The 25409-nt window shown below is 67.2% G+C and carries 22 protein-coding genes; 9 read left to right on the plus strand and 13 right to left on the minus strand.

Annotation, left to right across the window (positions count from 1 at the left end; genetic code table 11):
• Nucleotides 1–212 precede the first annotated feature (212 nt).
• The 7 genes from ACOYYX_RS39185 (at nucleotide 213) to ACOYYX_RS39215 (ending at nucleotide 8072) form a co-directional block, all read left to right on the plus strand.
• Nucleotides 213–2120 (plus strand): sigma 54-interacting transcriptional regulator, encoded by a 1908-nt coding sequence (locus ACOYYX_RS39185; protein ID WP_422931801.1) that lies wholly within the window; start codon nucleotides 213–215, stop codon nucleotides 2118–2120.
• Nucleotides 2121–2340: 220 nt separating this feature from the next.
• Entirely contained in the window at nucleotides 2341–2604 is a 264-nt protein-coding gene (locus tag ACOYYX_RS39190) for a hypothetical protein (RefSeq protein ID WP_422931802.1), read from the plus strand.
• A gap of 79 nt (nucleotides 2605–2683) precedes the next feature.
• On the plus strand, nucleotides 2684–3343 hold the full coding sequence (locus ACOYYX_RS39195; protein ID WP_422931803.1) for a hypothetical protein: 660 nt from the start codon (nucleotides 2684–2686) through the stop codon (nucleotides 3341–3343).
• A 109-nt stretch (nucleotides 3344–3452) separates the two neighbouring features.
• Nucleotides 3453–4214 carry a peroxiredoxin-like family protein gene (locus ACOYYX_RS39200; RefSeq protein ID WP_422931804.1) on the plus strand — a complete coding sequence of 254 codons (762 nt, stop codon included), beginning with the start codon at nucleotides 3453–3455 and terminating at the stop codon, nucleotides 4212–4214.
• 97 nt (nucleotides 4215–4311) lie between these two features.
• Nucleotides 4312–5169: a DUF1223 domain-containing protein gene (locus ACOYYX_RS39205; RefSeq protein ID WP_422931805.1), complete on the plus strand. Its 858-nt coding sequence runs from the start codon at nucleotides 4312–4314 to the stop codon at nucleotides 5167–5169.
• Nucleotides 5170–5348: 179 nt separating this feature from the next.
• Nucleotides 5349–6332, plus strand: a complete 984-nt coding sequence (gene msrP / locus ACOYYX_RS39210; RefSeq protein ID WP_422931806.1) for a protein-methionine-sulfoxide reductase catalytic subunit MsrP — start codon at nucleotides 5349–5351, stop codon at nucleotides 6330–6332.
• Between the two features lie 45 nt (nucleotides 6333–6377).
• Nucleotides 6378–8072 carry a ferric reductase-like transmembrane domain-containing protein gene (locus ACOYYX_RS39215; RefSeq protein WP_422931807.1) on the plus strand — a complete coding sequence of 565 codons (1695 nt, stop codon included), beginning with the start codon at nucleotides 6378–6380 and terminating at the stop codon, nucleotides 8070–8072.
• 211 nt (nucleotides 8073–8283) lie between these two features.
• Here the strand turns inward: ACOYYX_RS39215 and ACOYYX_RS39220 are convergent, their stop codons facing one another.
• The 4 genes from ACOYYX_RS39220 to ACOYYX_RS39235 all read right to left on the minus strand — a co-directional run bounded on the left by ACOYYX_RS39220 (nucleotide 8284) and on the right by ACOYYX_RS39235 (nucleotide 12936).
• Nucleotides 8284–9894, minus strand: a complete 1611-nt coding sequence (locus ACOYYX_RS39220; protein ID WP_422931808.1) for a hypothetical protein — start codon at nucleotides 9892–9894, stop codon at nucleotides 8284–8286.
• 93 nt (nucleotides 9895–9987) lie between these two features.
• Nucleotides 9988–11637: a hypothetical protein gene (locus ACOYYX_RS39225; protein WP_422931809.1), complete on the minus strand. Its 1650-nt coding sequence runs from the start codon at nucleotides 11635–11637 to the stop codon at nucleotides 9988–9990.
• Nucleotides 11638–11918: 281 nt separating this feature from the next.
• Nucleotides 11919–12287: a hypothetical protein gene (locus ACOYYX_RS39230; RefSeq protein ID WP_422931810.1), complete on the minus strand. Its 369-nt coding sequence runs from the start codon at nucleotides 12285–12287 to the stop codon at nucleotides 11919–11921.
• A 4-nt stretch (nucleotides 12288–12291) separates the two neighbouring features.
• Nucleotides 12292–12936: a sigma-70 family RNA polymerase sigma factor gene (locus ACOYYX_RS39235; protein WP_422931811.1), complete on the minus strand. Its 645-nt coding sequence runs from the start codon at nucleotides 12934–12936 to the stop codon at nucleotides 12292–12294.
• A 477-nt stretch (nucleotides 12937–13413) separates the two neighbouring features.
• Between ACOYYX_RS39235 and ACOYYX_RS39240 the strand changes: the two genes are divergently transcribed.
• Nucleotides 13414–14241 (plus strand): spondin domain-containing protein, encoded by an 828-nt coding sequence (locus ACOYYX_RS39240; protein ID WP_422931812.1) that lies wholly within the window; start codon nucleotides 13414–13416, stop codon nucleotides 14239–14241.
• Between the two features lie 195 nt (nucleotides 14242–14436).
• Nucleotides 14437–14904: a hypothetical protein gene (locus ACOYYX_RS39245; RefSeq protein ID WP_422931813.1), complete on the plus strand. Its 468-nt coding sequence runs from the start codon at nucleotides 14437–14439 to the stop codon at nucleotides 14902–14904.
• 332 nt (nucleotides 14905–15236) lie between these two features.
• Here ACOYYX_RS39245 and otsB read toward each other — a convergent pair whose 3' ends face one another.
• The 9 genes from otsB to ACOYYX_RS39290 all read right to left on the minus strand — a co-directional run bounded on the left by otsB (nucleotide 15237) and on the right by ACOYYX_RS39290 (nucleotide 25097).
• Complete coding sequence (gene otsB, locus ACOYYX_RS39250) at nucleotides 15237–16082, minus strand: trehalose-phosphatase (RefSeq protein ID WP_422931814.1); 846 nt, start codon at nucleotides 16080–16082, stop codon at nucleotides 15237–15239.
• On the minus strand, nucleotides 16045–17613 hold the full coding sequence (locus tag ACOYYX_RS39255; RefSeq protein WP_422931815.1) for an alpha,alpha-trehalose-phosphate synthase (UDP-forming): 1569 nt from the start codon (nucleotides 17611–17613) through the stop codon (nucleotides 16045–16047). Before ACOYYX_RS39255 ends, otsB begins: the two co-directional genes overlap by 38 nt.
• A 129-nt stretch (nucleotides 17614–17742) precedes the next feature.
• Entirely contained in the window at nucleotides 17743–18243 is a 501-nt protein-coding gene (locus tag ACOYYX_RS39260) for an FHA domain-containing protein (protein ID WP_422931816.1), read from the minus strand.
• Between the two features lie 607 nt (nucleotides 18244–18850).
• A complete protein-coding gene (locus tag ACOYYX_RS39265) occupies nucleotides 18851–19504 on the minus strand; it encodes a response regulator (RefSeq protein ID WP_422931817.1) in 654 nt (217 codons plus the stop codon).
• On the minus strand, nucleotides 19497–21149 hold the full coding sequence (locus ACOYYX_RS39270) for an ATP-binding protein (protein WP_422931818.1): 1653 nt from the start codon (nucleotides 21147–21149) through the stop codon (nucleotides 19497–19499). Before ACOYYX_RS39270 ends, ACOYYX_RS39265 begins: the two co-directional genes overlap by 8 nt.
• Before the next feature lie 129 nt (nucleotides 21150–21278).
• A complete protein-coding gene (locus ACOYYX_RS39275) occupies nucleotides 21279–22226 on the minus strand; it encodes an IS1595 family transposase (protein WP_422931819.1) in 948 nt (315 codons plus the stop codon).
• 427 nt (nucleotides 22227–22653) lie between these two features.
• Nucleotides 22654–23865, minus strand: a complete 1212-nt coding sequence (locus tag ACOYYX_RS39280; protein WP_422931820.1) for an aldo/keto reductase — start codon at nucleotides 23863–23865, stop codon at nucleotides 22654–22656.
• A gap of 253 nt (nucleotides 23866–24118) precedes the next feature.
• The gene (locus ACOYYX_RS39285) at nucleotides 24119–24421 is read right to left on the minus strand and encodes a hypothetical protein (protein ID WP_422931821.1); all 303 of its coding nucleotides are present in this window, start codon (nucleotides 24419–24421) and stop codon (nucleotides 24119–24121) included.
• 28 nt (nucleotides 24422–24449) lie between these two features.
• The gene (locus ACOYYX_RS39290) at nucleotides 24450–25097 is read right to left on the minus strand and encodes a hypothetical protein (protein WP_422931822.1); all 648 of its coding nucleotides are present in this window, start codon (nucleotides 25095–25097) and stop codon (nucleotides 24450–24452) included.
• Nucleotides 25098–25409 lie beyond the last annotated feature (312 nt).

A 25409-nucleotide genomic window follows, 5' to 3' on the forward strand; every position in this document is an offset into this window, starting at 1 on the left:
TCTCAGCAGTCCTCACCGTAACGGCCCAACTTGACGTGGCGGAGGTCGTCCACGAGGCGGAACATGCGGGTGTTTCGCGCCCGGATCGAATAAAGGGCTGCCTCGACTCGTCTTCGGATCAGGGAACGATTCGCCGGTAACGGGTCGGCGCCTGCGTGAGCGATGTCGGTCGCATCCGAGCGATCGCCGGCGGCCTGATGGTGGAAGACGGGATGAAGACGCTTCCGCCGGCCATTGACGACGAGATCGCCGCGCTGCGGGCCATCGTCGAGGGGACGGCGCGGAGCACGGGGGAGGACTTCTTCGGCTCCCTCGTCAAGCACCTCGCGTCCACGATCGGAGTCAGCTTCGCCTTCGTCGCCGAGTTCGCCGGGTCCGCGACGCGAGCCAGGACCCTCGCGTACTGGGGTCGGGGGGATATCCTCCCGAACATCGAATTCGGGCTCGCGGGGACGCCTTGCGAGGACGTGGTGCGCGGGGGGCTCTGCCACCATCCGCTCGGGGTCCGGGGGAAGTTCCCCGAGGATCGGGGGCTGACCGAGTTGGGGATCGAGAGCTACCTCGGCGTCCCGCTGCTCGACGGCGAGGGGAACGTCCTCGGGCACCTGGCCGTGTTCGACGAGCGGCCCATGCCGCCCGAGCCCCGGCGCCTCTTCATCTTCAGGATCTTCGCCGCCCGGGCCGCCGTCGAGCTGGAGCGGTTGCGCGTCGAGCGGCGGCTGGTCGAGAGCGAACGCCGCTACCGCGAGCTGTACGAAGAGGCGCCGAATGCTTATATGTCGCTCGGGACGGACCTCCGCACGATCAGCGTGAACCGCCCCGCGACGGAGCTGCTCGGCTATCCCGCCGAATCGCTGCTCGGCTCGGGCATCATGGAGCATTTCGCGGACACGCCCAGCGGCCGCATCAGGGCCGAGGAAGCCTTCCGGGACGGGCTCGCCGGCGAGGAGATCTCGGGGCTGGAGCTGGAGATGCGGAGGCGGGACGGGGCCCCGCTCTGGGTCAACCTCTGGATGCGGCCGATGCGGGGCGACGACGGGGCCATCCGCGCCGTGCACTCGACCTGGATCGACGTCACCGACCGGCTGCTGGCCGAGGCCGAGCGCGCCCGCCTGGCCGAGGAGAACCGGTACCTCCAGCAGGAGATCAAGGCGGCCCACAACTTCGACGAGATCGTCGGCCGGAGCCCCGCGCTGATCTCCGTGCTCGACAAGGTCCGCCGCGTCGCCCCCACGGATGCGACCGTCCTGATCTATGGCGAGACCGGCACCGGCAAGGAGCTGATCGCCCGCGCGGTCCATTCCGAAAGCCGGCGCGCGGACAAGCCCCTGATCAAGATCAACTGCGCGGCGCTTCCCGCCGGGCTGGTGGAGAGCGAGCTGTTCGGCCACGAGAAGGGGGCGTTCACCGGCGCGATCGCCCGGAGGGTCGGCCGGTTCGAGCTGGCGGACGGCGGCTCGATCTTCCTCGACGAGGTCGGCGAGCTGCCCCTGGAGACGCAGGCCAAGCTCCTGCGCGTCCTGCAGGAGCACGAGTTCGACACGGTCGGCGGGGCCGAGCCGAGGCGGGTGGACGTGCGGGTCATCGCCGCGACCAACCGCGACCTGCTGAAGGCGGTCCGCGAGCAGAAGTTCCGGGAGGACCTCTACTACCGCCTCGGCGTCTTCCCGATCCAGCTCCCGCCGCTCCGCGATCGTGCCTCGGACATCCCGCTCCTCGCCAGGTTCCTCCTCGAGAAATACGCCGGCCGGGTCGGCAAGCGATTCGAGGGGATCGAGCCGGCCACGCTCGCCAGGCTCGGGGCGTACCGTTGGCCGGGGAACATCCGGGAGCTGGAGAACGTCATCGAGCGGGGGGTGATCCTCGCGCAAGGCCCGACGCTCGACCTCGATCCCGAGGTCCTCGGCCTCCCCGATCCGGCACCCGTCGCGGAAACCTCGGGCTCCCTCAGTTCCCTCGAGGAGGTCGAGACCGGTCACATCCTCAAGGCGCTCCGCCAGGCCCGGTGGGTCATCGAAGGCCCTCGAGGAGCCGCCGCCGTCCTCGGGCTCCACCCCAACACCCTGCGGAGCCGGCTGAAGAAGCTCGGCCTCTCGCGGCCTCCCCACGAACCCTCGTAGCACCCACGAACCTTCGTGGGTCTGCCCCCCTTTCCCATCAAATCTCTGATGAGACGTTCGGCCGGCGAGGAAACTCCATTCCTCGTCCTGGTAAGGGTTTGCGTGCTTGAGTCAGCGTCTCTGCGGCGTGCGGTATGGGAATCGCCTTAAAAAATTCCCCGTACTCTGGATACAGGTCGCATCCTCGCACCCTGACTCACATTTCCACAGGAATGACCCGATGCTTTTCTCCTCTCGACTCAAGCCCCTGGCCGCCACGCTCCTGCTGGCTCTCGCCGTCATGCCCGGCTGCTCCACCGACGAACCGCAGGGAGGCAAGATGGACGGCGGCCCCATGGAGAAAGGCAAGATGGAAGGCGGCTCCATGGAGAAGGGCAAGATGGAAGGCGGCTCCATGGAGAAGGGCAAGATGGACGGCGGCATGGGCGACGGCAAGATGGAAGGCGGCTCCATGGAGAAAGGCAAGATGGACGGGGCGAAGTAACGGATGCGGGTCGCCCCGCGGCAACGCCAGAGGTTTCTCCCCCACTCTCGATGCACATCAATGACGGAAGGAAAGCCGAATGAAGCGCCTCCTCGGCGGAGTGATCGCCCTGACTCTCGCCCTCTCGTTCAAGTCCGCAAACGCGGCCGATGGGCCGCTCGTCAAGCCTTTCGAGGCACAGGGGGTGGTCGCCGACGTCTTCGATCTCTTCCCTCGGGCCCTCAAGGATAAGAAACTCGCCGATCAGGCGCGTGCCAGGGCGACCGTCAAGGAGGTCGCCGCCCGCGCGCTCGTCACCAGGGACGGGGTCTATGCGTTCCTGGAGACGCCCGAGAACCAGCGGTTCCTGAAGGACGTGAAGCCGGGGACCCCGGTGTCCATCAAGGGACGCTTGCTCGTGTCGGGTTCGCTCCTGCACATCGACTCGCTCTCCGGGGCGAAGGGTGACGTCGGGGTCGACCTGCTGCGATACCGGGACGAGGACGGGAAGCCAGCCACGCTTGTCGGCGTGAACAAGTGCCAGTGCGGCCTGAACGTCGCCGAACTCCCCCATTCCTGCACCCTCGGCCACCTCCATCACCTGGAGGCGAACGACGGCAAGCTCTACCACTACGTCCAGACGGGCGACGGCAAGAAGGCCTTCCTCGGCGATGGGACGCACTTCAAGAACGTCGAGGTGAAGGCGCGGGTGTTCCCGGGCCATTTCCTGCTGGTCGAGCGCGGGAAACTCCTCCCCTGATGCTGTGGCCGGCAGGATGCGGCCTCCCGCCTCGAATCTAGACCGTTGGCGCGAGAGCCCATGACCTCGCGCCAGAATCGATATAGGAAAATATCCAGGAATAACCTACATGAGCCGTCGCACCCCGACGATCTTGATGACCCTCTTCGCGTCGGTCGCCGCGTTCGCGACCGCCGCAACCCTCGCCGCCCAGGAGCCGGGCGCGGCTCCTGGCGGTGCCCCGGTGCGGAAGGAACTCGATGAGTTTCGAGAGAAGTCGGCCAAGAACGCCCCGCCGGAACGGATCCGGGTTTACGAGCAGGGGATCGAAGAGCTGCGCAAGGCGGGTATCGTCGAGAAGGCGTTGAAGGTCGGGGACCGGGCCCCGGAGTTCGAGCTTCCCGACGCGACGGGCAAGGAGGTCAAGCTCTCGGAGCTGCTCGCCCGAGGCCCGGTGATCATCACCTGGTACCGGGGGGGCTGGTGCCCCTACTGCAACATCGCCCTGCGAGGTTTCCACAAGCGATTGCCCGAGATCCGCGCGGCGGGCGCGAACCTGGTCGCCATCTCGCCGGAGACCCCCGATAACAGCCTGAGCACGGCCGAGAAGAACCACCTCGACTTCGACGTGCTGAGCGACCGGGGGAACAAGGTCGCCCGCGCCTTCGGGATCGCCTACAAGCTCCCCAAGGTCGTCGCCGATCAGTTCAAAGGCCGGCTCGACCTGGCGAAGCACAACGGCGACGATTCGGGCGAGCTTCCCCTCGGCGTGACATACATCGTCGACGGCTCGGGTATCATCCGCTACGCGTTCGTGGACGCCGACTACCGGAAGAGGGCCGAGCCCGCCGAAGTGCTGGCCGCCCTGCGAAGACTCGAGAAGAAGCCCTGACCCGGCTCGAGGGTCGAAGTCTCGATGCAGCCCGGGGCGTGCGCCCCGGGCTGCCGCCCCCCCTGGTCCGACATCGCCAACACGGGAGTACGCCAAAGTGAGGGTCGCCAACCCCCTGCTCTACTCGATGCTATCGCTGGTCGTCTTCGGGACGGGCGTCTCCGGCCAGGAGTCGGGCCGGGCCGAACCGAGGCGCATGGTCCTGGTCGAGCTGTACACGTCGCAAGGGTGCGACATGTGCCCCGCGGCCGAGAAAATCCTCGGGGCCCTGGCCGAGAAGGATCGTCGCGTCGTGCCGATCGCGTTCCACGTCGACTACTTCAACGACCCCTGGGTCGACGTCTTCTCGGATCCGCTCTACAGCCAGCGGCAGATGACCTATAACGACATCTACAAAGGGCCCAAGAATCCCGAGTACGGGCTTTATTACACGCCCATGCTCATGATCGACGGCGTCGAGACCATAAACGGTCGAGACCCGGCCGCGGCCCAGGCGGCGATCCGACGGGCCCAGTCGAAGAAGCCCGCCGTCGGGCTCGACGTCACGCTCGACGTCAAGGGGGACGGGCGATCGGGGACGGCCTCGATCAAGGTGACGAGCAAGTCGCCCAGGGTCGAGAACGCGCCGCTCCTCGTCTGCGCGGTGCTCCGCGAGGACGGGGTGGTCACCGATATCCCCTCGGGCGAGAACAAGGGCAAGTCGCTCGTCGCCCGATTCCCGGCGCGTCGGACGAAGTACGCGTTCATCGAGCTGGACGGGAACGCGGCCTCGATCCAGAAGTTCGCGTTCGAGATCGAGCCCGCGTGGAAGCCCTCGAACCTCCGCCTGGCCGCGTTCGTCCAGGACAAGCGAACCGGCGTAGTCTATCAGGCGGCCGACCTCCCCTGGGCGCCGAACGCGACCGCCGCGAAGACGACGGGTTCGAGTGCCGATCGTGCGGCCCCGGCGCGTTGAGATCCCGGTCACCGACGCCTCACGCAAGGCCCATCGCCATTTCCGGACCGATGGATGCCAACAACGAGCCGCACGGCAAGGCCCGGCGGGGGCGCGATGCGGGCGTGGCCCCTCGAACGCCCCTGATATCGTCGATCGGTCCGTCGGTCGCCGCCCATCCCCGAATCGAGGTTCCATCCATGCCGGGACCTGACCGGATCCCTTCCAGCGAGATCACCCCGCCCGAGGCCTACTTCAACCGCCGCGCCTTCATGCGGGCGGGAGCCGCCGCGGCCAGCCTGGCGACGACGGCCGCGGTCTACCGGAGGCTGAACCGCCCGGGTTCGGAGTCCATCGAGACGGCCCCCCTCCGCGACCTGGCGGCCGGCACCGGGAAGCCCGACGATCTCGCCAGCGGCTTCCGCACGGAGGAGGCGAAGACGCCGCTGGAGCGCGTCGGTAATTACAACAACTTCTACGAGTTCACGACCGACAAGGAGGGGGTCGCGGCGGCGGCCGTCGGGTTCGTCTCGCGCCCCTGGACGGTCGAGGTCGGCGGCCTCGTCCGCAAGCCGAAGGTCTTCGACCTCGACGAGATCCTCAAGCTCGGGGCGCTGGAGGAGCGGGTCTACCGGATGCGCTGCGTCGAGGGCTGGTCGATGGTGATCCCCTGGGACGGGTTCTCGCTCTCCCGGCTCCTCGACCGCGTGGAGCCGATGGGCAACGCCAGGTACGTCGCGTTCGAGACCCTGGTCGACGCCGACCGCTTCCCCGGGCAGAAGAGCTCGGTGCTGAGCTGGCCGTACGTGGAGGGCCTGCGGCTGGACGAGGCGATGCACCCGCTCACCATCCTCGCGGCCGGCCTCTACGGCCGGGAGCTTCCGGCGCAGAACGGCGCCCCCTTGCGCCTGGTGGTCCCCTGGAAATATGGCTTCAAGGGGATCAAGTCGATCGTCAAGATCACGCTCTCCGAGGACCAGCCCCCCTCGACCTGGAACGCCCTCGCCCCGTCCGAATACGGGTTCTACTCCAACGTCAATCCGGCCGTCCCCCACCCGAGGTGGAGCCAGGCGACCGAGCAGCGGATCGGGGAGTGGGGCCGGCGCAAGACACTCCTCTTCAACGGCTATGCCAAACAGGTCGCCCACCTCTACGCCGGGATGGACCTTCGGGCTGACTTCTAGCATCAAAATACCCGGATGCGTCCGGGCCGGGAGGGGACGCCGCCCTTGAAAGTCGATCGATTCACCAGGACCGTCGTCCTGCTCAACGGCTCCGTGCCGGTCATCCTCCTCGGCTGGGACGCCTGGAACAAACACCTTGGCGCCAATCCGGTCAACTTCGCGATCCGGACGACCGGGATCCTCTCGCTCATCTTCCTCCTGCTGTCGCTGGCCGTCACTCCGGTGAGCCGGCTCACCGGCCAAGGGTGGCTCGGCCAGTTCCGGAGGATGCTCGGCCTCTACGCCTTCTTCCACGCCGCGCTTCACTTCCTCCTCTTCTTCGCGCTCGACCGCGACGGGAGCCTCGCCGACACGGCCTCGGAGGTCGTCAAACGGCCGTACCTCCTCGTGGGGATGGTCGGCCTCGTCCTGATGATCCCGCTGGCGGCGACCTCGACCGACGCGATGATCAGGCGCCTCGGGCCCTCGCGGTGGAAGGCCCTCCACCGGCTGGCCTACCTCGCGGCGACGGCCGGTGTCCTGCACTTCGCCATGCTCGTCAAGGCCGACCTCAGCCGGCCCGCCGCGTTCGGGGTCGTACTGGGGTTGCTCTTCCTCTATCGCCTGGTCGCCCATTACCGGCAACTGCGCTCGGACGCTCGCAAATATCGGGACGCATCCCCGCCCGTCGCTCCCCTCGCGCGGTCGAAACCCTGGGAGGGATCGTTGCGCGTCGCCGGGGTGTTCGACGAGACCCCCGGTGTCCGCACGCTGCGGCTCACCTCCCCCGACGGGCCCCGGCTGCCGTTCGACTTCCTGCCGGGTCAGTACCTGAACCTCGCGCTGACGATCGACGGCCGCAAGGTGCGCCGGTCGTACACGATCGCCTCGCCGCCGACCCGGGTCGGCTACTGCGAGCTTACGGTCAAGCGGGAGGACCTTGGGCTGTCGTCGCGCCACCTGCACGACGCCGTCCGCGTGGGCGACCTGCTGGACGTGATCGCCCCGGCCGGCCGGTTCACGTTCACGGGGGCCGAGTCCGCCGGCCTCGTGCTGATCGCCGGGGGCGTCGGCATCACCCCTTTGATGTCCAAGATTCGCTACCTGACCGACCTCTGCTGGCCGGGCGAGATCCACCTGGTCTTCTCCGCCAGGACGGAGCGGGACATCATCTTCCGCGAGGAGCTTGACGCCCTCCGGCGCCGCCACCCGAACCTGCATGTCGCCGTCACCCTGACCCGCGAGGAGGGCCCGGCCTGGGCCGGCGAGCGAGGGCGGATCAATCCCGACATGCTGGCCCGGCTCGTGCCGGAGATCGCCTCGCGAAGGGTCCACCTCTGCGGCCCCGCCGAGATGACCGACCCGGCCCGTCGGATGCTCCTCGAGCTGGGCGTGCCCGACGATTCGATCCGGACGGAGTCGTTCGCGTCCCCCGGCCGCGTTGTCGCCGACGACCAGCCGGAGAGCCAGGCCCGCGAGGTCTTCGATGTTGATTCCTCCGGCGCCACGATCACGTTCAGCCGCTCGCGGAAATCGGCCCCGGTGCCCGGCGCTCGGACGGTGCTCGAGGCCGCGGAGGCCCTCGGGGTCGCCATCAACTACGACTGCCGGGCCGGCATCTGCGGCCAGTGCAAGATCCGGCTCCTCTCCGGCCGAGTCGTCATGGACGCCGAGGACGCCCTCGACCCTTCCGACCGGGCGAACGGCCTGATCCTGAGCTGCCAGGCCCATCGCGTCGACGACGTCGTGGTCGATGCGTGACCGCCGGGGATCGCCCCGATCTCGGACGAGCGCGGCTCGGTTCATGAGTTGTGGCGGGATCTTCCCTGGACGACTGCAAGGCTCAAAGAAGGCCTCCGTGAACGGATCATGAATGATGACTTTCACCATGATCCGTCCCCGGAGGCCCACCTCGCCGACCCCGTCCGAATCCTCGTGATCCTCGAAGCCGCGAGGCGCACCCGTAGGACTCTCAGAGGCCGCTGAGGTTCGCGGCCGAGACGTGGACGCCCTGCCTGAGCCCGAGGCGTCGCACCACCTCGGCACTCACGGAGACGCTCATCCCTTTCCTGGGGGGCAGGCTGATCCCGATCAGGGTCGAGGGTCGGGCCCCGGGCGGGGCCTTCCGCCCGTCTAGCGTCAGCCCCTTGAGCACCATCGGGCTCCGGTTTTCGATCCGGATCACATCATGATCCTTGCCACTCGCCCCGCGCACGAACTGGGCCCGGACCATCCGCGAGAGCAGAAGCTCGGCCCAGGCATCGGCCAGTTCCGCGGCCCCTCGCGCGGTCCCGTCCTCCGCGAGGAGGGGCATGGAGAATTCGCCCATCTCGACCCAGGCGTTCCCCGCCTCATCGGCCGCGAGGATCCGCACCGACGCCGCGCACCCATCGACCTCGACGCGGCTGGCCAGGGCCGGCCCTTCGGGCCTGTCGGGAATCCCTTCGCGGGACGCGAGCCCGAGGATGGTCTTGCCCTGGAGGACCTTCCGGAGCCCCAGGACCGACGGTCGATCCCCCGGCAACTTCGAGGCGATCTCGAAGTAGGACACGGCCGTTTCCAGGTCCGGGCGCGGGCCTCCCCGAGACTTCAGGCGATCCACGATCTGTCGCGCAAGTGTGAGTTCATTCCGGTTGGCCCAGCCCTCGGCGAGTTCCTCCAACCTGGACCAGTCGAGCCCCTGGCCGAGATGCCAGAGGACGAGTTGAGCGACCGTCTCGGGCGTCTTCTCCTCGGCCAGGCGCTTGATGACCTCGCGAAGGCTGGGGTTGATCCCTTCCACCGCGTCGACATCGAGGATCCGGAGGGGCTCCCCCCGCCTGGGCGAGACGAGGCCAGCGTCGGCACCGGGGCCGGTGAGGCTCACAAGCCGCGTCGGCAACCTGCGGGATTGCCCCGGTCGAATCACCGCGGAGGCCGGGCCGGCGGGGGGCAACGAGCGGAACCCTCCGCCGAATCCGCCGCCTGCGCCTCCCCCTCCTACCCCACCGCCCCCGAGGCCGCCGCCGCCGAGACCACCCCCGAGCGCCCCCGATGAGTTCAACGATTGCATATCCCAGCTATCGCGATCGCCGACGAGATTCATGATCAGGCGGCCGAGCATCAGCATGCCGGTCGACGCGGGAAGCGTACTCGCTCCGCCGCCAGACCCGCCGCCACCGCCTCCAACTCCACCACCGCCACCTCCCAGGCCGCCACCGCCACCTCCCAGGCCGCCGCCTCCACCCCCGAACCCGCCGCCGCCACCTCCACCGCCCACGCCGCCGCCGCCGGCCCCTCCGAATCCGCCGCCGCCGAACTGCCCGCTCGCCCCCGAGGCGATGAGGCCCGGAGGCAGGACGACGCGGAGCGATCGCGACGAGCGGTTCGTGACGGAGAGGGTCATCTGGCCATCACCCGAGCCCTCCGCGCTGACGGTGATCGCCCCGCGACGGACCCCGTCGAAGAGGTCCACCGCCGCCGGAGGATTCGCGACGGCTTCCCTCGCGGGCTCGACGCCCTTCGCGGGACTCGGCGGCATGACACCCGACAGGGCGAAACCCAGGCCGGTCACTCCGAGCAATCTCGCGAGCATCGGACGCATAACATCCCCCTTTCGTTTGCCGTGAATCAGAGGCACGGCATACCTTCACCCGAAACGAAGTCGTTTTCGAACACGTTCGCACGTAGGTATTGATCAATTGACCTTGAGGTCCGATCTCGTGATGGCCGATCCTGGGCCCCCACCCTCTGAAGCAGCCGGCGCCGGGGATCGACGCGAGATTCGTCCGCCGGGCGGCACCGACTGGAATCCGCCGAAGTTGCCTCCTCCTCCTCCGAGCCCGCCGCCGCCACCGCCGCCGAGGCCGCCGCCGCCCCCGAGGCCGCCGCCACCGCCGAGGCCGCCGCCACCGCCGAACCCGCCCACGCCGCCGCCGCCTCCACGGATGAGGGAGATCGGGATGATGGCGAGGTCGGCGACCGGATAGACCCGGATCTCCGTCGGGGTGTCCTCGGCGCGCTCGGAGGTGATGGTCAGGAGGCCATCCTTGACCGTGTACGTGAGGCTGAGCTGCTTGAGGATCAGGCGAAGCGTCGTCCTCAGCGGCACGCCCTCGAGGTCGAGGGTGACCGGCGAGGACATCGTCCTCTCAGCCTCCTGCAGGCCGACGGGGTCGACATAGACCGGGATTCCCGCGTCATTGGCCCCTGTCGTGGCCGTCTTGATGTACTTCAGGACTTCCTCGAACGGCGTCTCGTTCGGGAAGGACATCGTGATCGGCTCGTTGAGCTTCTCGATGATGTTCTTCGTCTTCGGGTCGCGGTCGAGCAAGTCGACGGCCTTGCCGTAGCGCCTGATCCGCTTCTCCGAGAGGGTCCGCCAGATGTCAGCGTCGGAGTACTCGATCGTGATCGTGTCCGGGAACGGGACGGCGGCTCGCTCCGCGTCCTGCATCGAGAGCATGAAGCGGAACTCCTTGAGCTGTTCATACGCCAATTCCTGGGCGAGGAACCCGGTCGTCGAGGCGACGAAGACGCCGGCCCGGGGGGTCGGGTCGTCCGGCACGAGGGCGCGGGCCTTCTGGGCGAGCAGGCGGGCCTCGTAAAACGGCGCCGTGGTGGCGACGATGTCGCCGGTGCCGCCGTTGAACAGGACGTTGTACTGGCCCTGGGCCATCAGGCTGTCGAACTGGATCATGATGGTGCTGACCGTGTCGTGGTTGCGGGTCAGCAGGTCCTGGGCTCGGACCTGCTGCTCGGCCGCCGCTTCGACTCGAAGCCTCTCGGCGCGATCCTGGACGATCCGCTCCTCAGCCCGTACCGTCGCGATGAGCTGGGCCTGGATCTCGCGGTCGAGGGCGAGGCGATCCGGCTCGCCGACGGCGGTCGAGGACCGGACCACCGTCTGGGCGAGCCGGAGGGCGTTGAGGGCGGCCTCGGGCTGGCCGGCCGCGACGAGGTCGCGGGCCGCCTGCTCGCGCTGGCGGATGTCGGCCGCCAGTTGCTGCCGCATCACCTCGGCGGTGCGCTCAGCTTCCTCGATGGTGGCCGAGCCCTGGGCAGGTTCGGTCCCCTGCCCTGTTTTGGACGAGGCGAGCCGCGTCCCAACCAGGGCTTGAAGCTGCCGACTGGCCTCTCCGTTCCCCGGGTCGATTTCCAGGGCCTTGCGGAAGAACCGCTCGGCGTCCTCGTCGCTGCGGGCGAGCAGGGCCTGACGCCCCAGCCCGGTCAACTGGGCCGAAAGAGGTCGCGAGGGTGTTTCGGCCCCCGCGACCGGGGCGGCGAGGCCCAGGCCGCAGAGGAGCCCGAGGCCCCTCTTCACGTAAAATTTCACTGATTTCTTCACGATATGATCCTCTTGCTCATATAATGATCCCGATCTCTGGCTGCAACCCCGGGGCGCAGCGTCTCCCCGGGCCGTCTTACGGCGGCCTTGATCCCCGGGCGGACGCCCCCCTCGCCGGCCTCGCGCCCATGGCGAGCGGCTTGCGAAATGCGCGCGGTGGTCGGGGACGAAGCCTCGGGGGCGAGGCTTCGTCGCGTCTAGCGGACTTTTATGATAGAGATATGATAAATTCCCGTTCGACGAATCTCGGCGTCGTCAACGCGGTGCGATTCCCGAGGCCCTCAGTAGGGGGGCGTCGCGGGGGGTCCCGAGGCGTCGGGGCCGTGGCAGGAATCGTCCGCGTCCTTGAGTGCCACCTCGAGGCGGTGGCGGATATCCGCCGGCAGCGAGAACGCCGCGAGCTTCTCGCCCCCCTCCCCCCTCGAGCGGAGTAGGCGGAGAGCCCTCGTCAACGACCGGGACTGCTTCCGGAATCGCCGACATCCCGGGCAATAGAGTTGATGGGCATTCACCGACCAGGTCTCCCAGAGGGGTCGTGGCCCGTCCAGCGACCCGGCCTCGGATTTCGCCACGCGTTCGCAGGAGGCCCACATCCAGGAGAGGGCCTCGAGGGCCCCGGATTTGCGATCTCGATCGTCGCGATTCTCCACGTCTTCAGATCCTTTCGGGCGCGTGTTGCGGGGGGGCGGACCAGGCGAGGGGCGCGGGGCTCCCGCGACCCTCCGTCCGTCCCTGGAACCAGCGGATTTCCAGGCAGCGCCTGAGGAGGAGGCGGGCCCGGTAGAGCCGCACGGACAGGTTTTCCATGGAAATGTTCATGTCATCGCAGATCGATTCCCGGCTCGCCCCCTCGACCTCGAGGTCGAGGAAGACGTCGGCCAGGTGGGGGGGCATCTCCGCGATGCATCCCCCCAGGACCTCCCAGAATTCCAGCCGCTCGTATTCCCGGAGCGGGTCGCTCTTCCAGGCCGACGGCGCCGGCCGCCACGAGCCGCGGCGGTCGAAGGGCCCGGATGCCGTCGCTCCCCCCTCGGGCGGCTCGCGAGACTCCCGGCGACGCTCTCGGCCCGACCTCCGATGGTGATCCAGAATCTTATGCTTGAGTATGGCGATGAGCCACGTTCGGACCGACGATCGGCCGCCGAAGGCGTCCCGGGTCCGGAGCGCCTCGAGGAAGGCCTCCTGCACCAGGTCGGCCGCGACCTCCGGGTCCCCGACTCGCAGGATCGCGAACCGGTAGAGGCTGTCGCCGTGCCGCTCCACCCAGGTCTCGGGCTCGAGTTCCGATCGATTCCCCATCGCTTGTGGCCCACCCCAGATAACGCAAGGCATTGATTGTTTGAAGATCCGTTCACGTCTCAACGCCTATTCGCCTCCCGACGAACTCTAGACGTCCGACCTCGCCGTTTCATTCGAGGACATCTCGAGCGATTCCTCGGTTAGTCGCGGAGCCCGGCGCGGGATAACAGGAAAACCGCCGCCCCGGGCCGGGAGCCACCCCCCTGCTCCCCGGCCATCTCCCACGCCCCTTCGTGGCGGCCACGAACAGCCGTGGGATGTTCGTGGGCACCTCACGCCTTCGGGAGGGCCTGGACGATACCCATGTCCACTCGATTCAGCTCTGGGTTCCGATTTTCACGATTCCGGGGATTATTCGGACAGATTGGCGAGGTCCCGACGACTAATCGCCCGTCGTCGGCCGAGGAGCGGCCGGCACCTGCGATTTCCCCTCGAAAATGGGATCTCCCGCCACCGCCTTTTCGAAAGGAGTACGCCATGATCAACAGCGTCCGCACCAGGCGAGCCCGATGGGCCGCCCTCTCGGCCTCTTTCGTCGTCACCCTGGCCGCATCCCGCACGGGGTCCGCCGCCCCGCTCCAGATCACGGTGACGAACGACCAGGCCCCGGGCGGGTTCGCCCTGTCGCCGCTCTGGCTCGCCGCCCAGGATGGGAGCGTTGCGACGTTCAGCCCCGGGTCGACGGCCTCGTCTTCCCTGCAAGCCCTCGCCGAGTTGGGGGACTCCTCAAAGTTGTCGGCCGCATTCGCCGGCCAGGGTTCGCAGGCCCTCGCGGGCACGACGCAGTTGACGCCCGGGTCGTCGGCTTCGACGGTCCTCGACGTCGCCAACCCGGCGACCGACCGCTACCTGAATTTCGGCGCGATGGTGGTCCCGTCGAACGACTTCTTCCTAGGCAACTCCGACGCGAAGGGTTTCCAGCTCTTCGACGCGGGCGGCCATTTCGTCGGACCCACGACGATCCAGATCTTCGGCCACAACGTCTGGGACGCGGGGACCGAGGTCAACAACATCCAGTTCGGCGCCGCGTTCGTCGTGGGCGACAACGCCGCGGATCACGTGGATCAGAACGGTGTCATCTCGCCCGTCTTCGGCGGGGCGACCGACCCGAGCGCCTACCTGAATAGCATCCTCGGTAAGGCCACACCGAAGGGTTACGACATCTCCCACCTGATCTCGTCGGACGACCTGATCGCCACGATCCAGATCTCCGCCGTCCCCGAGCCCTCGACCTTCGCCGTGCTCGGCCTGGGGATCATGGCCATGCTGCGCAAGGCCCTCCCCGGGAGGCGGTCGATCCCCTGATCGATCCCCCCTCATCTCGAAAGGAGCCCTCGTGCCTTCGCGGCACAAGCGAAGGCCCGAGGGCATCTCCGCGCCCTCGTGCGGGCCCGAGTGCGAACCCGCACGCCCCCTGCTCGCCCGGCCCGAGGGAAGCGGGCCGAAGTGACTGCTCTCTGGACGCCCGGCATCCCTGGTTGAGACCGGTGGACTCGACCAGTGATCACCCCGGAGGTTCGCCATGCGGGTCGCATCCCCCCACTCTGCGTTCGCATCGCCGTCCTGGCCGGGGCCTCCGGGCCGATGGCCATCGCCAGGTGGGCCGAGATCAAGGAGGGACTCCTCGTCTCCGTCCTGCCGCTGCCCAACGGCATGCCGGTGGGCGCGGACGCGAAGGCGTTCTCGCATGAGGTCCGATCGCATTGGGGCGTGGAGAACGGCTGCTACTGGACCCTGGACGTGACGTACCGCGAGGATGAGTCACGAGTGCGGGAGAGGCACCTTCGCGAGAACCTGGCGTGGCTGAACCGATTCAGCTTGTTGCTGCTGAACCGGCACCCCGGGCGCGAGAGCGTGGCGATGAAGCGTCGTGGATGCGGCTGGAGCGATGACTATCTAATGGGAGAAATCATTGTATTACAATCCAACCCTCGTCGAGGGATGGATCAACCCCCGCGCGGTCAGTGATGTGAGATGACGCCCTACGAGAAAGGGTGTGGCCTGGAACCGGATGGACAATGAGGCAGCGTCCCAGTCCCTGGCCAGGTCTTCTCCCAGGAGTCGCAGGATCTCGAGCTGCTCGACCGACTCGATATTCAAAGTCATGAATGCGAGGAGATCTTCGGGGAAAGGCTCCATGATCTCTTCCTATTCTTGCACGCTCCTGTGCGAGCTCGGACAGGGTGGGTTGCATGGGTCGCCGCGGAGGAACGCCTTCTTGCACGACCGATTCCGCGATCGTCTTGAGCGGGACCGCAAATTCACCGCGTCGCGACATCGCCAAACCGAACGCACTTCGACTATCCGAATGCCTCGGGATCTGCAGAGGGGCCGGATCGTCGTAGTCCACGACCGTCCTCCCTCCGCGAGACGATCGAGAGCCAGAGAAGGAAGCTAGCCACACGCTTTGTGTCTCGGATGCAATAAGCGGCCTCGGTTGAACGGTCCTCGCCGACGCGGATGCTGAATCGAGGCCCTACTTCCTTGAACGCATCCTCGTCCGTGACGTCATCGCCGATGTAAATCGTGATGCTTTTTTCCGCCCAGAGCTGCTCGAGGAGCCATCGCACGGCGCGACCCTTGTGCCATCCGACCCGGGGGCGGACCTCCCAGACCATCTTCCCCGGCGAGACCGCGAAATCCGGGTGGCCTTCGGAGACCAAGGCCCGGATCGAATCCTCGATCTCCCGGAAGTGCATCGCGAAGGCCTGGCGATAATGGACCGATGCCGATAGCCCCTTGGACTCGACCAGGATGCCCGGGATCGAGCTGAGGCGCCCCTTGAGTTTTTGATGGATGAGCGCCAGCCGGCTACGCAACTCCGACGCCGACGGCTCGTTGAAGCTCATCCCGCCCCCGCGGATCTCGAGCCCGTGATTCCCGGCATAGAAGAGCCCCTCGATCCCGACGCGGTCTCGGACGTCGTCGAGGCCGCGACCGCTCACGATGGCGATGACATAGTCGGGTCGCCTGGATAATTCCTCCAGGATTGTGCGAGTCCCCTCCGGGAGGCGCGCGGCATCCGGCGTCGGCGCGATGGGCGAGAGGGTCCCATCGAAGTCCAGGAAGAGGAAGATGCGATCCGAGGCGCGCACCGTCTCGCGGATCTCATCCAAGGCTTCGGACAGAGGAGATGGTCCTGACATCGGGCTCCCCGTTGAGAGATGAGTAGTCGACCTCCCGACGAGCGGCGGGGGGCCTGGCCTCGTCCGCGTCGAGGCGCAGGAGCGTCGAGACGATCTTCCCGGCCCAGCGGTAGGCGTTATTCTCCGCGACGATCTCGCGCATGCGCCGGATGCGGCGGACCCGCTCCGCCCGGGGCATGTCCAGGGCATCTCGGATCGCGCCGGTAATCTCCTCGATCGCGAATGGGTTGACCTGTATGGCGTCGGTCAGCTCGCGGGCCGCCCCGGTGAACCGGCTGAGGATCAGGGCCCCATCCTCATCGACGCGGCTGGAGACGAACTCCTTCGCCACGAGATTCATCCCGTCGTGCAGGGAGCTCACGATGCAGAAATGCGCCAGGCGATGGAGCGCGATCATCTCGGTTTGATTGAAGTGGCGCTTCTCGTAGACGATCGGCCGCCAGGCGCCCGCCCCCCACTTCCAATTGATCTGCTCGACGAGGCTATCGATCTCGTCGTCGAGGTCTTGGTAGGCGCGGATGTGGCCGCGGCTGGGCACCCCGGCCTGGAAGTAGACGAGCCGCCCGCGATACTCCGGCGCGGTCTCGAGGAACCTGTCGATGGCCCTGAGCCGCTCGGGGATCCCCTTGGTGTAGTCGATGCGTTCGATCCCGAGTCCCAGGACCTTCCTCTCGAGCTTCAGGCGATGACGCCAGCGGATGGCCTCGTGTTCGACCTCGGCGCTCGACGCCAGGGCCTCCTGCCTCTCGAAGTCGATGCTGATCGGGAACGGCCGGACCCTGGTCGAGTGCCCCGATCGCAGCACTTCCATCACCTCGCGGTCCGTCCTGGCCTCGAGGTTCCTGTCGACGGTCTCGAGGAAGTTCTGGCAGTGATAGCCGAGGTGGAATCCCAGGAGATCATTGCCGAGCATCCCGTCGAGCAGTTCCTCCTTCCATGGGAACGCCCGGAATGTCTCGGGGTTGGGCCAGGGGATGTGCCAGAACTGGGCCACGGTCAGTTGCGGATTGCGCCGCTTGAGGATCCGGGGCAGCAGGCCGAAGTGGTAATCCTGGATGAAGACGATGGCCGGGCCGCCGTCCGCCTCGCGCAGGATGGCCTCCGCGAAGACCTCATTGACCTCCCGATAGGCCCGCCAGTGCGCGGGATCGAAGCTCGGCCGCGTGAAGACGACGTGGCACAAGGGCCACAGGCCGCTATTGGCCAGGCCGTGATAATAGCCTTCCTCCTGCTCCTTGGTCAGCCAGACCCGCCGCAGCGTGTACCGAGGGCTCTCCGGGGGCACCCTCACGCGGTCGTCGGCGTCCACCGTCAGCCGATCGGCGTCCCCCGAGCCGTGGGCCACCCAGGTCCCGCCGCAGGCCTGCATCATCGGGTCGAGCGCGGTCGCCATCCCGCTGGCCGGGCGCATGCATTCGACGACATCCCCGACATATCGGTGGATGTAAGGTTCGCGATTGGCAACGACGATGAGCCGCTGGCCCTTCAGGCCGCCGGCGATCAACTCGTGCAGGAGGCTCCGATTCCACATGAATTTCGACTCCGGAGATTTGGGCCGGCATTTGTTCGGAGCGGCCGCCATGGGGCGGCCGCGTCGAGGCGGGGCTGCTCGGCCGCACGGGCCGTTCTGCTACAGGCCGGTATTCGGGCGGGAGGCGTTTTATCCTCGGCGAACGGACATTTCCTTGAGCAGGTCGAAGGCGGCGGAGTCGGCCTCGGCGGCGGCCCGGCGATCTCCGCGCGCGGATTGGGGCCGGCTCCCTTCAGCCCCGGGTTCGAGGCCCGGGTCTTCTTCGGCCCCTTCTGATTCGTCGGATAGCCATGCCGCGATCTGATCCTCGGAGAGTCCCCTCTTGCGCCAGGGCCGACCCTGCTCCTCCAGCATCGCGGTCACCGACAAGGGGCCGATCTCGATGCGATCGCCGCTCCGGAGCGAGACCGGGCCGGTGAGCCGTCGCCCGTTGACCCGCGTGCCGTTCGCGCTGCCGAGGTCTGCGATCATTGCGAGGCCGGGCCGTATCCGGAGTTCGGCATGACGCGGGCTGACTTCCTCGCTCAGGGGGCGGAGCTGGCATGCCGAGTCGCGGCCGATGAGGAAGCTCCTCGAGGTGATCGTGATCGCCTTTCCGCTCGCCTTTCCGCGATTGATGATGAGTTTCATGGTACTGGCTCGACTCCTGGAGGAGACCGGGGCCATCGCCGAGGAACGATCCGAAGTGAGATGGCCGATGCCAGTCCTCCTCGGTTGGCGCCCGTTAGAAATGGATGTGGGCGGTCGGCTCGTCCCGATCGCGATGACCGGGCGATGGCCGCCGTGTCCCCTCCGCCGGCGCGTTCAAGGTGCGGGCCGGATAGCCGACGAGAGGGGAACACGGGGCCGGCCGACGGGCGGCATCGCCCGCCGGGTTAAGATTCAAAGATCATGGAGTTTGTGATCAAGCAAGTCATTCACTCCGCAAGGTGATCGGAATGGCACGCGGCCGGGGCCTGCATTCATCAAGAAGTGGACGCGCGTCGAAGGGCACTGGCCCGAGCGGGAAGGCCGGGCGGCGAAAAGTACGCCTTGAGCCGGCCCACCCTCGGTGCCCTCGGGCTCTCCAATTAAGTATCCGGGAGGGGCGAGGTTGGGGCGATCGGCAGGATGCGAGAAATGCCTGAGTATTCCGCGAGGCGAAGAGTAGGCCGATGGCTTACACGACTCAGGGAATTCCCTGATGTCCCGCGGAGGAACCGGGGCTCGCGATTGCGGCAATCATGCGCCCGAGGGATCAGCTGCTACCCAACCAACCCTGGCGGAGGGCGTGCTGGACGACTTCCGCGCGACTCCTCAGCCCCAGCTTCTCCATGGAGCGGAGCTTGTGGGTCTCCACGGTCTTGACGCTGATCTCGAGTTGTGCCCCGATTTCCTTGTTGCTGAAGCCCTGGGCCACCCGGAGGATGACCTGCGATTCTCGCTCGGTCAGCCGGGTTGCGTCGCCCTTCCTCGGCTCGTGCCCATCCTGGACGATGTCGTCGACGACCTTACCGGCCAGGACAGGGTCGAGGTAGACGGAGCCCGAGGCGACGACGCGGATCGCGCGGATCAGCTCCTCGCTCGTGGCGAGCTTGAGTATATAGCCCGAGGCCCCCGCCCTGAGCAACTTCCTGAGGTGGCCCTTATCCTCGAACACGGTCAGGGCGAGGATCCGGACCTCCGGCCTCTCCCGCTTCAATCGTTCCGTCGCCTCGTCGCCCGACAACCCGGGCATGGAGACGTCCATGACGATGACATCCGGCAACAGCTCCATCGCCTTCGCGCAGGCGGCATGGCCGTCGGCGGCCTCTCCCACGACCTCGAGATCGGCCTGCCCGTTGATGAGGGACCTCAAGCCTTCTCTCACGACGGTATGATCGTCGACGAGCAGGATTCGCAGCTTATTCACCGAGCCTTCTCCCGGTCGCGTCGAGGAGGGGAATTCGGGCGAACACCGTTGTGCCGCCGCCCGGCACGGATTCGAGTTGGAAGACGCCGGCCAATGCGTCCACACGCTGCTTCATCCCGATCAGGCCCAGTCGCTTCTCCGATGCCGAGGGTTCGTTCAAGGCCTCGGCGTCGAAACCAAGCCCGTCGTCCTCGACGACGACCAGGACCTCATTGTCGCGTCGGTCCAGGATGAGGCTGAGCCGGCCGGCGTGAGCATGCTTGGCGACGTTGGTCAGGGCCTCCTGGACGACCCGATATAGCGTCGATTCGGCCTGGGTGGAGAGGCGGCCCTCCCATTCGCCGAGGCATTGGAACTGGACCGCGACCCGAGAGAGCCCCGACCATTCATCCGCGTAGATCGAGAGGGCCGTCGGGAGGTCGAGCTCTTCCAGGGCCGCCGGCCCCAACTCCCAGGCGATCCTGTGCATATCATGCCCGAGCTGGCGAGTGAGCTCGAGCAGATTACGCAGGCGATCCGGCGCATCAACTGGCGGATCATCGAGCGGGCCGAGGGCTTCCAGCCCGAGCTTGAGGGCCGTCAGTTGCTGGCCCATCTGGTCGTGGAGTTCGCGCGCGATCCGGCCGCGTTCCTCCTCCTGCACGGTGACGAGGCGGCGGAGCAGGTCATTCCGCGTCTGCTCGGCCAGCCGCCTCTCGATGACCTCGGCCCTGAGCGATTCGTTCGCCTTGGCCAAGTCGGCGGTCCGTTCGGCCACGCGGGTCTCCAGTTCCTCATGGGCGATTCTCAGGGCATCCTCGGAGCGTTTCCGGGCCGTGATGTCGTAGAGGACCGCCACGACGGCCACGATGGAGCCGTCAGGATGACGGATCGGGGAGGAACTGACGAGCACGGTTCCCCACCCGCGGTCGCCTTGCGGGAACCGCACTTCCTCGTTGCTGACGACCTCGCCGGTGGCTAACGTCCGGGAGAGCGGCCATTCGTGCCGCAAATAGGGATGGCCGTCCTTGGCGCGAAGCTCGTCGATCAGGTGACCTCCCCCGCCCTCGGTCATGGCGAGGGGCCCCCGCCAGATCTGCCCCGCCTGCTCGTTGGTGAGCATGATGTCGCCGGAAGGAGCCTCCGCGATGATCACGCCGGCCGGCATCTGACGCAGCACCGCCTCGAGTCGTTCTTGAGCGTTCCTCAGCTCATCGAAGAGGCGTTCCCTCTCCAGTTCGACCCTGCGCCGCTCGACGATCTCCTGTTCGAGCTCGCTCTGCCTCTCGTTGGCCCTGGCCGCGTTCACCTCGGCCCGATCCTGGGCGAGGTGCATCATCTGAGTGAAGAAGGCGATGGATAGGCCCACGAAGAAGTAGATGCCTGTGTTGGCGAGATTCAATGCCGAGAATGCGTTGTGAGGCGAGATGAAGAACCAGTCGGCCGCGAGGTAGCCCAAAACGATGGCGAAGAGCGTGGGACGCAGGCCCCCCCACCAGGCGGCCGCGGTCACGGAGACGTAGAATGTGGGGAATGGTTGCCGGTCGCTCAGGATCGGCGCCAGGGCCCATCGGGCGAGCACTGCCAGCCCGACGAAGACGGCCGACGCCGCATATCGCACCACGATAGGCCTCTGACGCAGCCGGATCTCGCTCAACCCTATCATTGGCGGCTCATGAGGGATTCAAAGCTGATGCAGTCGGTTTGCCCATCAAGCGACTGACCGGTGCTTGCCTCCGGCCCGGGCGCCCTGGACGACCCTAAAGGGACCCAGCCACCTCGAAAAGCTTGAGGCTCAAGATGGATTCCAGGGTGGTGCCAGCAATTGGGCGATGAGGGCACCGAGGAGTGCCCTCCCGCGGGCACGGGCGTTGTGCACGAACTGGAAGAATGCCAGGTACAACGGCAGCGATTCCTGCGGGATCCCGCGGTGCGGGCGGAGCCAACTCCGCAGGAGCGACCAGAACCCTTCCATCGTGTTCACGTGGACCTCATGGAAGCCGTCGCCGTCCTCATCCCGGGCGTATCTGCCCCTCCCGTGACACACCGTCTTATGCCGATATCCCCACCCCTCCAGCCGGCTGTCGATGTCGTCCTCGTCGGTGTGGACCAGCGTCCCCGGCGCGATCGTCGCATCGATCAGCATCCGGATCGTCGCCTGCTTCACGTCCTCCGGCATCCGGATCACGACCCGCCCGCCGCGCTGCAGCATGCCGAAGATCGGCGGCTTCACCTCCTCGAGCGTCCCCCGCCCCGGGGCCCCTCTCAGGCGTCGCCGTCGGCCAAGCCGCCCTTTTTTTCTGACCGCCTCGGGATGGCCCTTGTGCCCGGCCACGACGTAGACCTCGTCGCATTCGACCTCGCCGGAGAGCGTCTCCGGTGGAGTGCCTGCGACGATCCCCCGGCGGAGGGTCGTGATCATGTCGCGGGCGTCGGACTTGTCGACGCCGAGCTCGCGGGCGACCTGCAAACCAGAGAGGTTCAGGCCCATGAGATATAAGCAGGCGACCCAGGTCCGCAGCGGCTGATGGTGGCCGGCGAAGTTCGTGCCGGTGAGGTCATCGAACCGCTTGCGAAAGCCATGGCACTCGTACCGCCGGCGGTCGGGCTGGGTGTCGTCGCGGCCATTCCTGACGGCCGAGGCCGAACCGCACGAGGGGCAGGCGACGCCATCGGGCCACCGCAAATCGCGGACGGTCGGGAAGCACTTGGCGTCGTCGAAGAGGTCCCGGATGTTCACCATGATGGGGGCTCGCGGTACCGATCGCGATGTCGGTCAGAGAGGTCCAAGGCCCTCGATCCTAGCAGAGCCGAACGACGAATTCCTCATCACCCCGGAATCCCTCTTGAGCCATCGAAGAATGATGAAATCATCACGTCGTTGCACGAGAGTCTACTCAAATACCCGTCAAATCTGGAATCGACCGCGGTTTTCCTCGCGGCCGGCGCGGAAACTGGTCTTGTTCGCATATCTATTGATGCCATCGCGAGCCCGGACAAGGGCGCCATCCTCGGGCTCCTGGCGAAGTATGGCCCTCGATCGGCCCGACGGGGCCGGGCGGAATCGATGGCGGCCGACGACCCGGCGCGGCGGGCCTTGAGGCCCCTCGCTCCTCGAGGGGAGCGAGGGGGATGTCGGGGGATCGTCCGCGAGGGGGCCGCGACGGTCATTAGCCCAGGAGCCGGTGCACGTCCCTCAGCTTCGCGGCGATATCGATCCCCTGCGAGCAGGCCGGCAGGCAATCGCCGCAGCCGACGCAGGACGTGCCGTTCTTCGTCAGGCCGGCATACTCCCTCCGCGCCCGCTCGACGTCCTGATAGTCGCGGGCATAACGCTCGTACCGGAAGATATCCGCGATCGCGATGTGATCGGGACAGTCGGTGACGCACTGCGCGCAGAGCAGGCAGGTCAGGCCCTTGTTGTAGCCGGACAGCAGGGCGAGCGCGGCGTTGTCCTGCGGGGTCATGGCCAGGCCGGCGGCCGCCCCCGCGTTCTCGCGGAACTGGTCGAAATTCCTGGTCGCGATCACCGCGGCGGTCAGGTTGTCATTCGACCTCAGCCACTTCACCATCGCCGCGCCGGGGGTGCTCCCCCGATACTTCGGGTCGGCTAGGAGCTTCATGAACTTCTCGTCGTGCGAGGCCCGCCCGACGCCCCCCATCGTCTTCATGGCGATGGTCCCGATGTCCTTCTTCTTCGCCACGTCGATCCACTCCTGCACCTCCTTGCGATCGTCATAGGTGTAGAAGAACTGGGTCGCGTCATACGGGCGATTGTCGGCCAGGTAATCCAGGATCTCCCAGGCCATGTCCCCGCCGATCGCGTTGTAGTGGTGCTGCGAGATGGCCAGGTGCTTGACCAGCCCCTCCTTCTTGAGCCGCTCGAAGGCCCGGACCATCCCCGTGTTCTGCTTCGCCTCCTCCACGGAGTGATAGCCGAAGTGGAACTTGAAGACGTCGTAATACCCGACGCCTGCCTCCTTCAGCCGGGTCTTGACGAACTGGTAGTGCTGCTCCTCGTCGATGCTGCCGCGATTGTGGTCCCCGTTCACGCGGTCCACGACGCACTCGAGGTAGTACGACTCCCTCGGCTGGGCCTTGATGGCCGGCGGGAGCGTCTCGGCGCGCCAGACGTGGGCCTTGTGCCAGTAGTTGACCCCGGCGTTCACCGCCCTGGGGATGAGCTCCTTGGTCCAGTCGGACGCCCCCACGAGCCAGCCGATCTCGAGACCGGTGCGGCCGTATCGCCGCCTCGGCAGCTTGTCGGGCGCCCCCTTCTCGTCCGCCAGAACCGGCAGGCCGGTCATGCCAGCCGCCGCGACCCCCGTCGCCCCGAGCCGCATCATGTCACGCCGAGAAAGATTCTGCGAGCCGTCAGACATAGCCGTGCTCCTCTCCTTCTGGTGATCGAACGTGGGAAACGACCCGGTCCCCTCAAAGGGCCAGTCTACTCCTCGGGCGTCGGTGGTCAATCGCCGACAACGGGCGCGGGACCCCGATCCCGGCCCTGCTAGCGATGGCCGGGGCCCGCCCGGCCAGTCACCTTGCAATCGCCCGAAGACATCGTTGAAATTTCCTGACTCTACCGGATTGCAGGTTTCGGGGCTCTGAAGCCCATCCGTGAGGTCGAAACCATCAGGTTGTGCGGCCAGTGTTCATGATAACGCTTGCCGTTGAGCCGATTGGCCGGGCTGTCGAAAGGACGAGGCACCTTCCCCTCGGGGCGTAGGGCCGGAAGTTCTGTAACAGCGCCCAGCCCCTCAGCCGCCGCTCGGACGAACCCTGATGGCCGTGCAGGCCCCGGCCGGCATAGATCAGCCGGCAGAGCCGGTTCATCGGCCGGTCTACCGCGTCGCTCGTGCGGTGGCAGCCCGGGTGGTCATAGGCCGCCGCATAGGCCGCCGTCTTGCCCTCCAGCTTCTCCAGCGCCTCGCGCACCGGCGCGGTCCAGGTCCGCTCGGCGCACCTACTCCGGAGCGTGTCCCATCCGGATTCGGAACTCTCCAGCGTCGGCGGCCCGGTACACCTCCCAGATCCGGCGGTGCAGGTCGTGGGCCTTGCGGCAGCGGTCGCGGACCTTGAGGAACCCGTGCAGGAAACAGAGGATCACCGCGACGGTCGGGAACAGCCGGAGGAAGGCGTTGCGCGTCGCCGCCCGACCATCGGCGTTGACCGTCTCGGGGGCGTATCCCGGCTCGACGTCACGGGCCTCGGCGGCGAAGATGCCGTAGGCCCGGCGGAGGTGGTCGTCATCGGCCGAGGACGTCAGGGCCACGCCCAGCAGGCAGCCCCCGCCGACGGTCGTGGCGACATGGCCCTTCTCGCCGGCCCAATCGGCGTGGTGCTCGTCGGCGGCGAGGTGCGCCGGCAGCCGGGACGGGTCGCGGAAGGTCGTGCCCACCAGGCTGCTCCGCCCCAGTCGCTCGGCCAGTCGATGCCAGTCCATCTCGCCGTGCCCGAAGCCGACCGCCAGCAGCCGGGCGGGGACGCCGTGGACCGCCAGGAGCAGCGGGTAGGCCAACTCGTCGGTGGTGCCGGCCATGTAGCCGGCGATGGAGCTGGGGCGGAGCCAGTAGGAACGGCCGTCGGCCATGATGAGCTTGCGGAGCTTCACAGGCCGTCGAGCTTGCGGGACGGGCGGCCGAATCCGCGGAGGCGATAGTCACGGCCGAAGCCGGTGGGGAACAGTTCCAGGGCCGTGCCCGCCTATGCGGGTTTTGGTCCACGATCGACTCGCCGGGTATCCGGCCGCGCGTCCATCTCGGCATCCTCTTGTGTGGTAACAAAAAGGATGACGAGAGAGTCGCCGGCCGGATACCCGGCACCTCAAAACCTGCAATCCGGTAAAGTCAGGAAATTTGCAGGGGTCCGGGGTGCATAGCATGGGTGACGGGCGACGCGGGGAGTCAGGACAGGCAGAGGACGG

Source organism: Singulisphaera chitinilytica, assembly GCF_049331405.1.
Lineage (GTDB): Bacteria > Planctomycetota > Planctomycetia > Isosphaerales > Isosphaeraceae > PoT.

Bases quoted from the DNA above. Each gene is read 5' to 3' on its own strand.
- ACOYYX_RS39185 (WP_422931801.1), top strand. From the start codon at position 213: ATGAAGACGCTTCCGCCGGCCATTGACGACGAGATCGCCGCGCTGCGG.
- ACOYYX_RS39190 (WP_422931802.1), top strand. From the start codon at position 2,341: ATGCTTTTCTCCTCTCGACTCAAGCCCCTGGCCGCCACGCTCCTGCTG.
- ACOYYX_RS39195 (WP_422931803.1), top strand. From the start codon at position 2,684: ATGAAGCGCCTCCTCGGCGGAGTGATCGCCCTGACTCTCGCCCTCTCG.
- ACOYYX_RS39200 (WP_422931804.1), top strand. From the start codon at position 3,453: ATGAGCCGTCGCACCCCGACGATCTTGATGACCCTCTTCGCGTCGGTC.
- msrP (WP_422931806.1), top strand. From the start codon at position 5,349: ATGCCGGGACCTGACCGGATCCCTTCCAGCGAGATCACCCCGCCCGAG.
- ACOYYX_RS39220 (WP_422931808.1), bottom strand. From the start codon at position 9,894: ATGCGTCCGATGCTCGCGAGATTGCTCGGAGTGACCGGCCTGGGTTTC.
- ACOYYX_RS39235 (WP_422931811.1), bottom strand. From the start codon at position 12,936: ATGGGGAATCGATCGGAACTCGAGCCCGAGACCTGGGTGGAGCGGCAC.
- ACOYYX_RS39240 (WP_422931812.1), top strand. From the start codon at position 13,414: ATGATCAACAGCGTCCGCACCAGGCGAGCCCGATGGGCCGCCCTCTCG.
- otsB (WP_422931814.1), bottom strand. From the start codon at position 16,082: ATGTCAGGACCATCTCCTCTGTCCGAAGCCTTGGATGAGATCCGCGAG.
- ACOYYX_RS39255 (WP_422931815.1), bottom strand. From the start codon at position 17,613: ATGTGGAATCGGAGCCTCCTGCACGAGTTGATCGCCGGCGGCCTGAAG.
- ACOYYX_RS39260 (WP_422931816.1), bottom strand. From the start codon at position 18,243: ATGAAACTCATCATCAATCGCGGAAAGGCGAGCGGAAAGGCGATCACG.
- ACOYYX_RS39270 (WP_422931818.1), bottom strand. From the start codon at position 21,149: ATGATAGGGTTGAGCGAGATCCGGCTGCGTCAGAGGCCTATCGTGGTG.
- ACOYYX_RS39275 (WP_422931819.1), bottom strand. From the start codon at position 22,226: ATGGTGAACATCCGGGACCTCTTCGACGACGCCAAGTGCTTCCCGACC.
- ACOYYX_RS39280 (WP_422931820.1), bottom strand. From the start codon at position 23,865: ATGTCTGACGGCTCGCAGAATCTTTCTCGGCGTGACATGATGCGGCTC.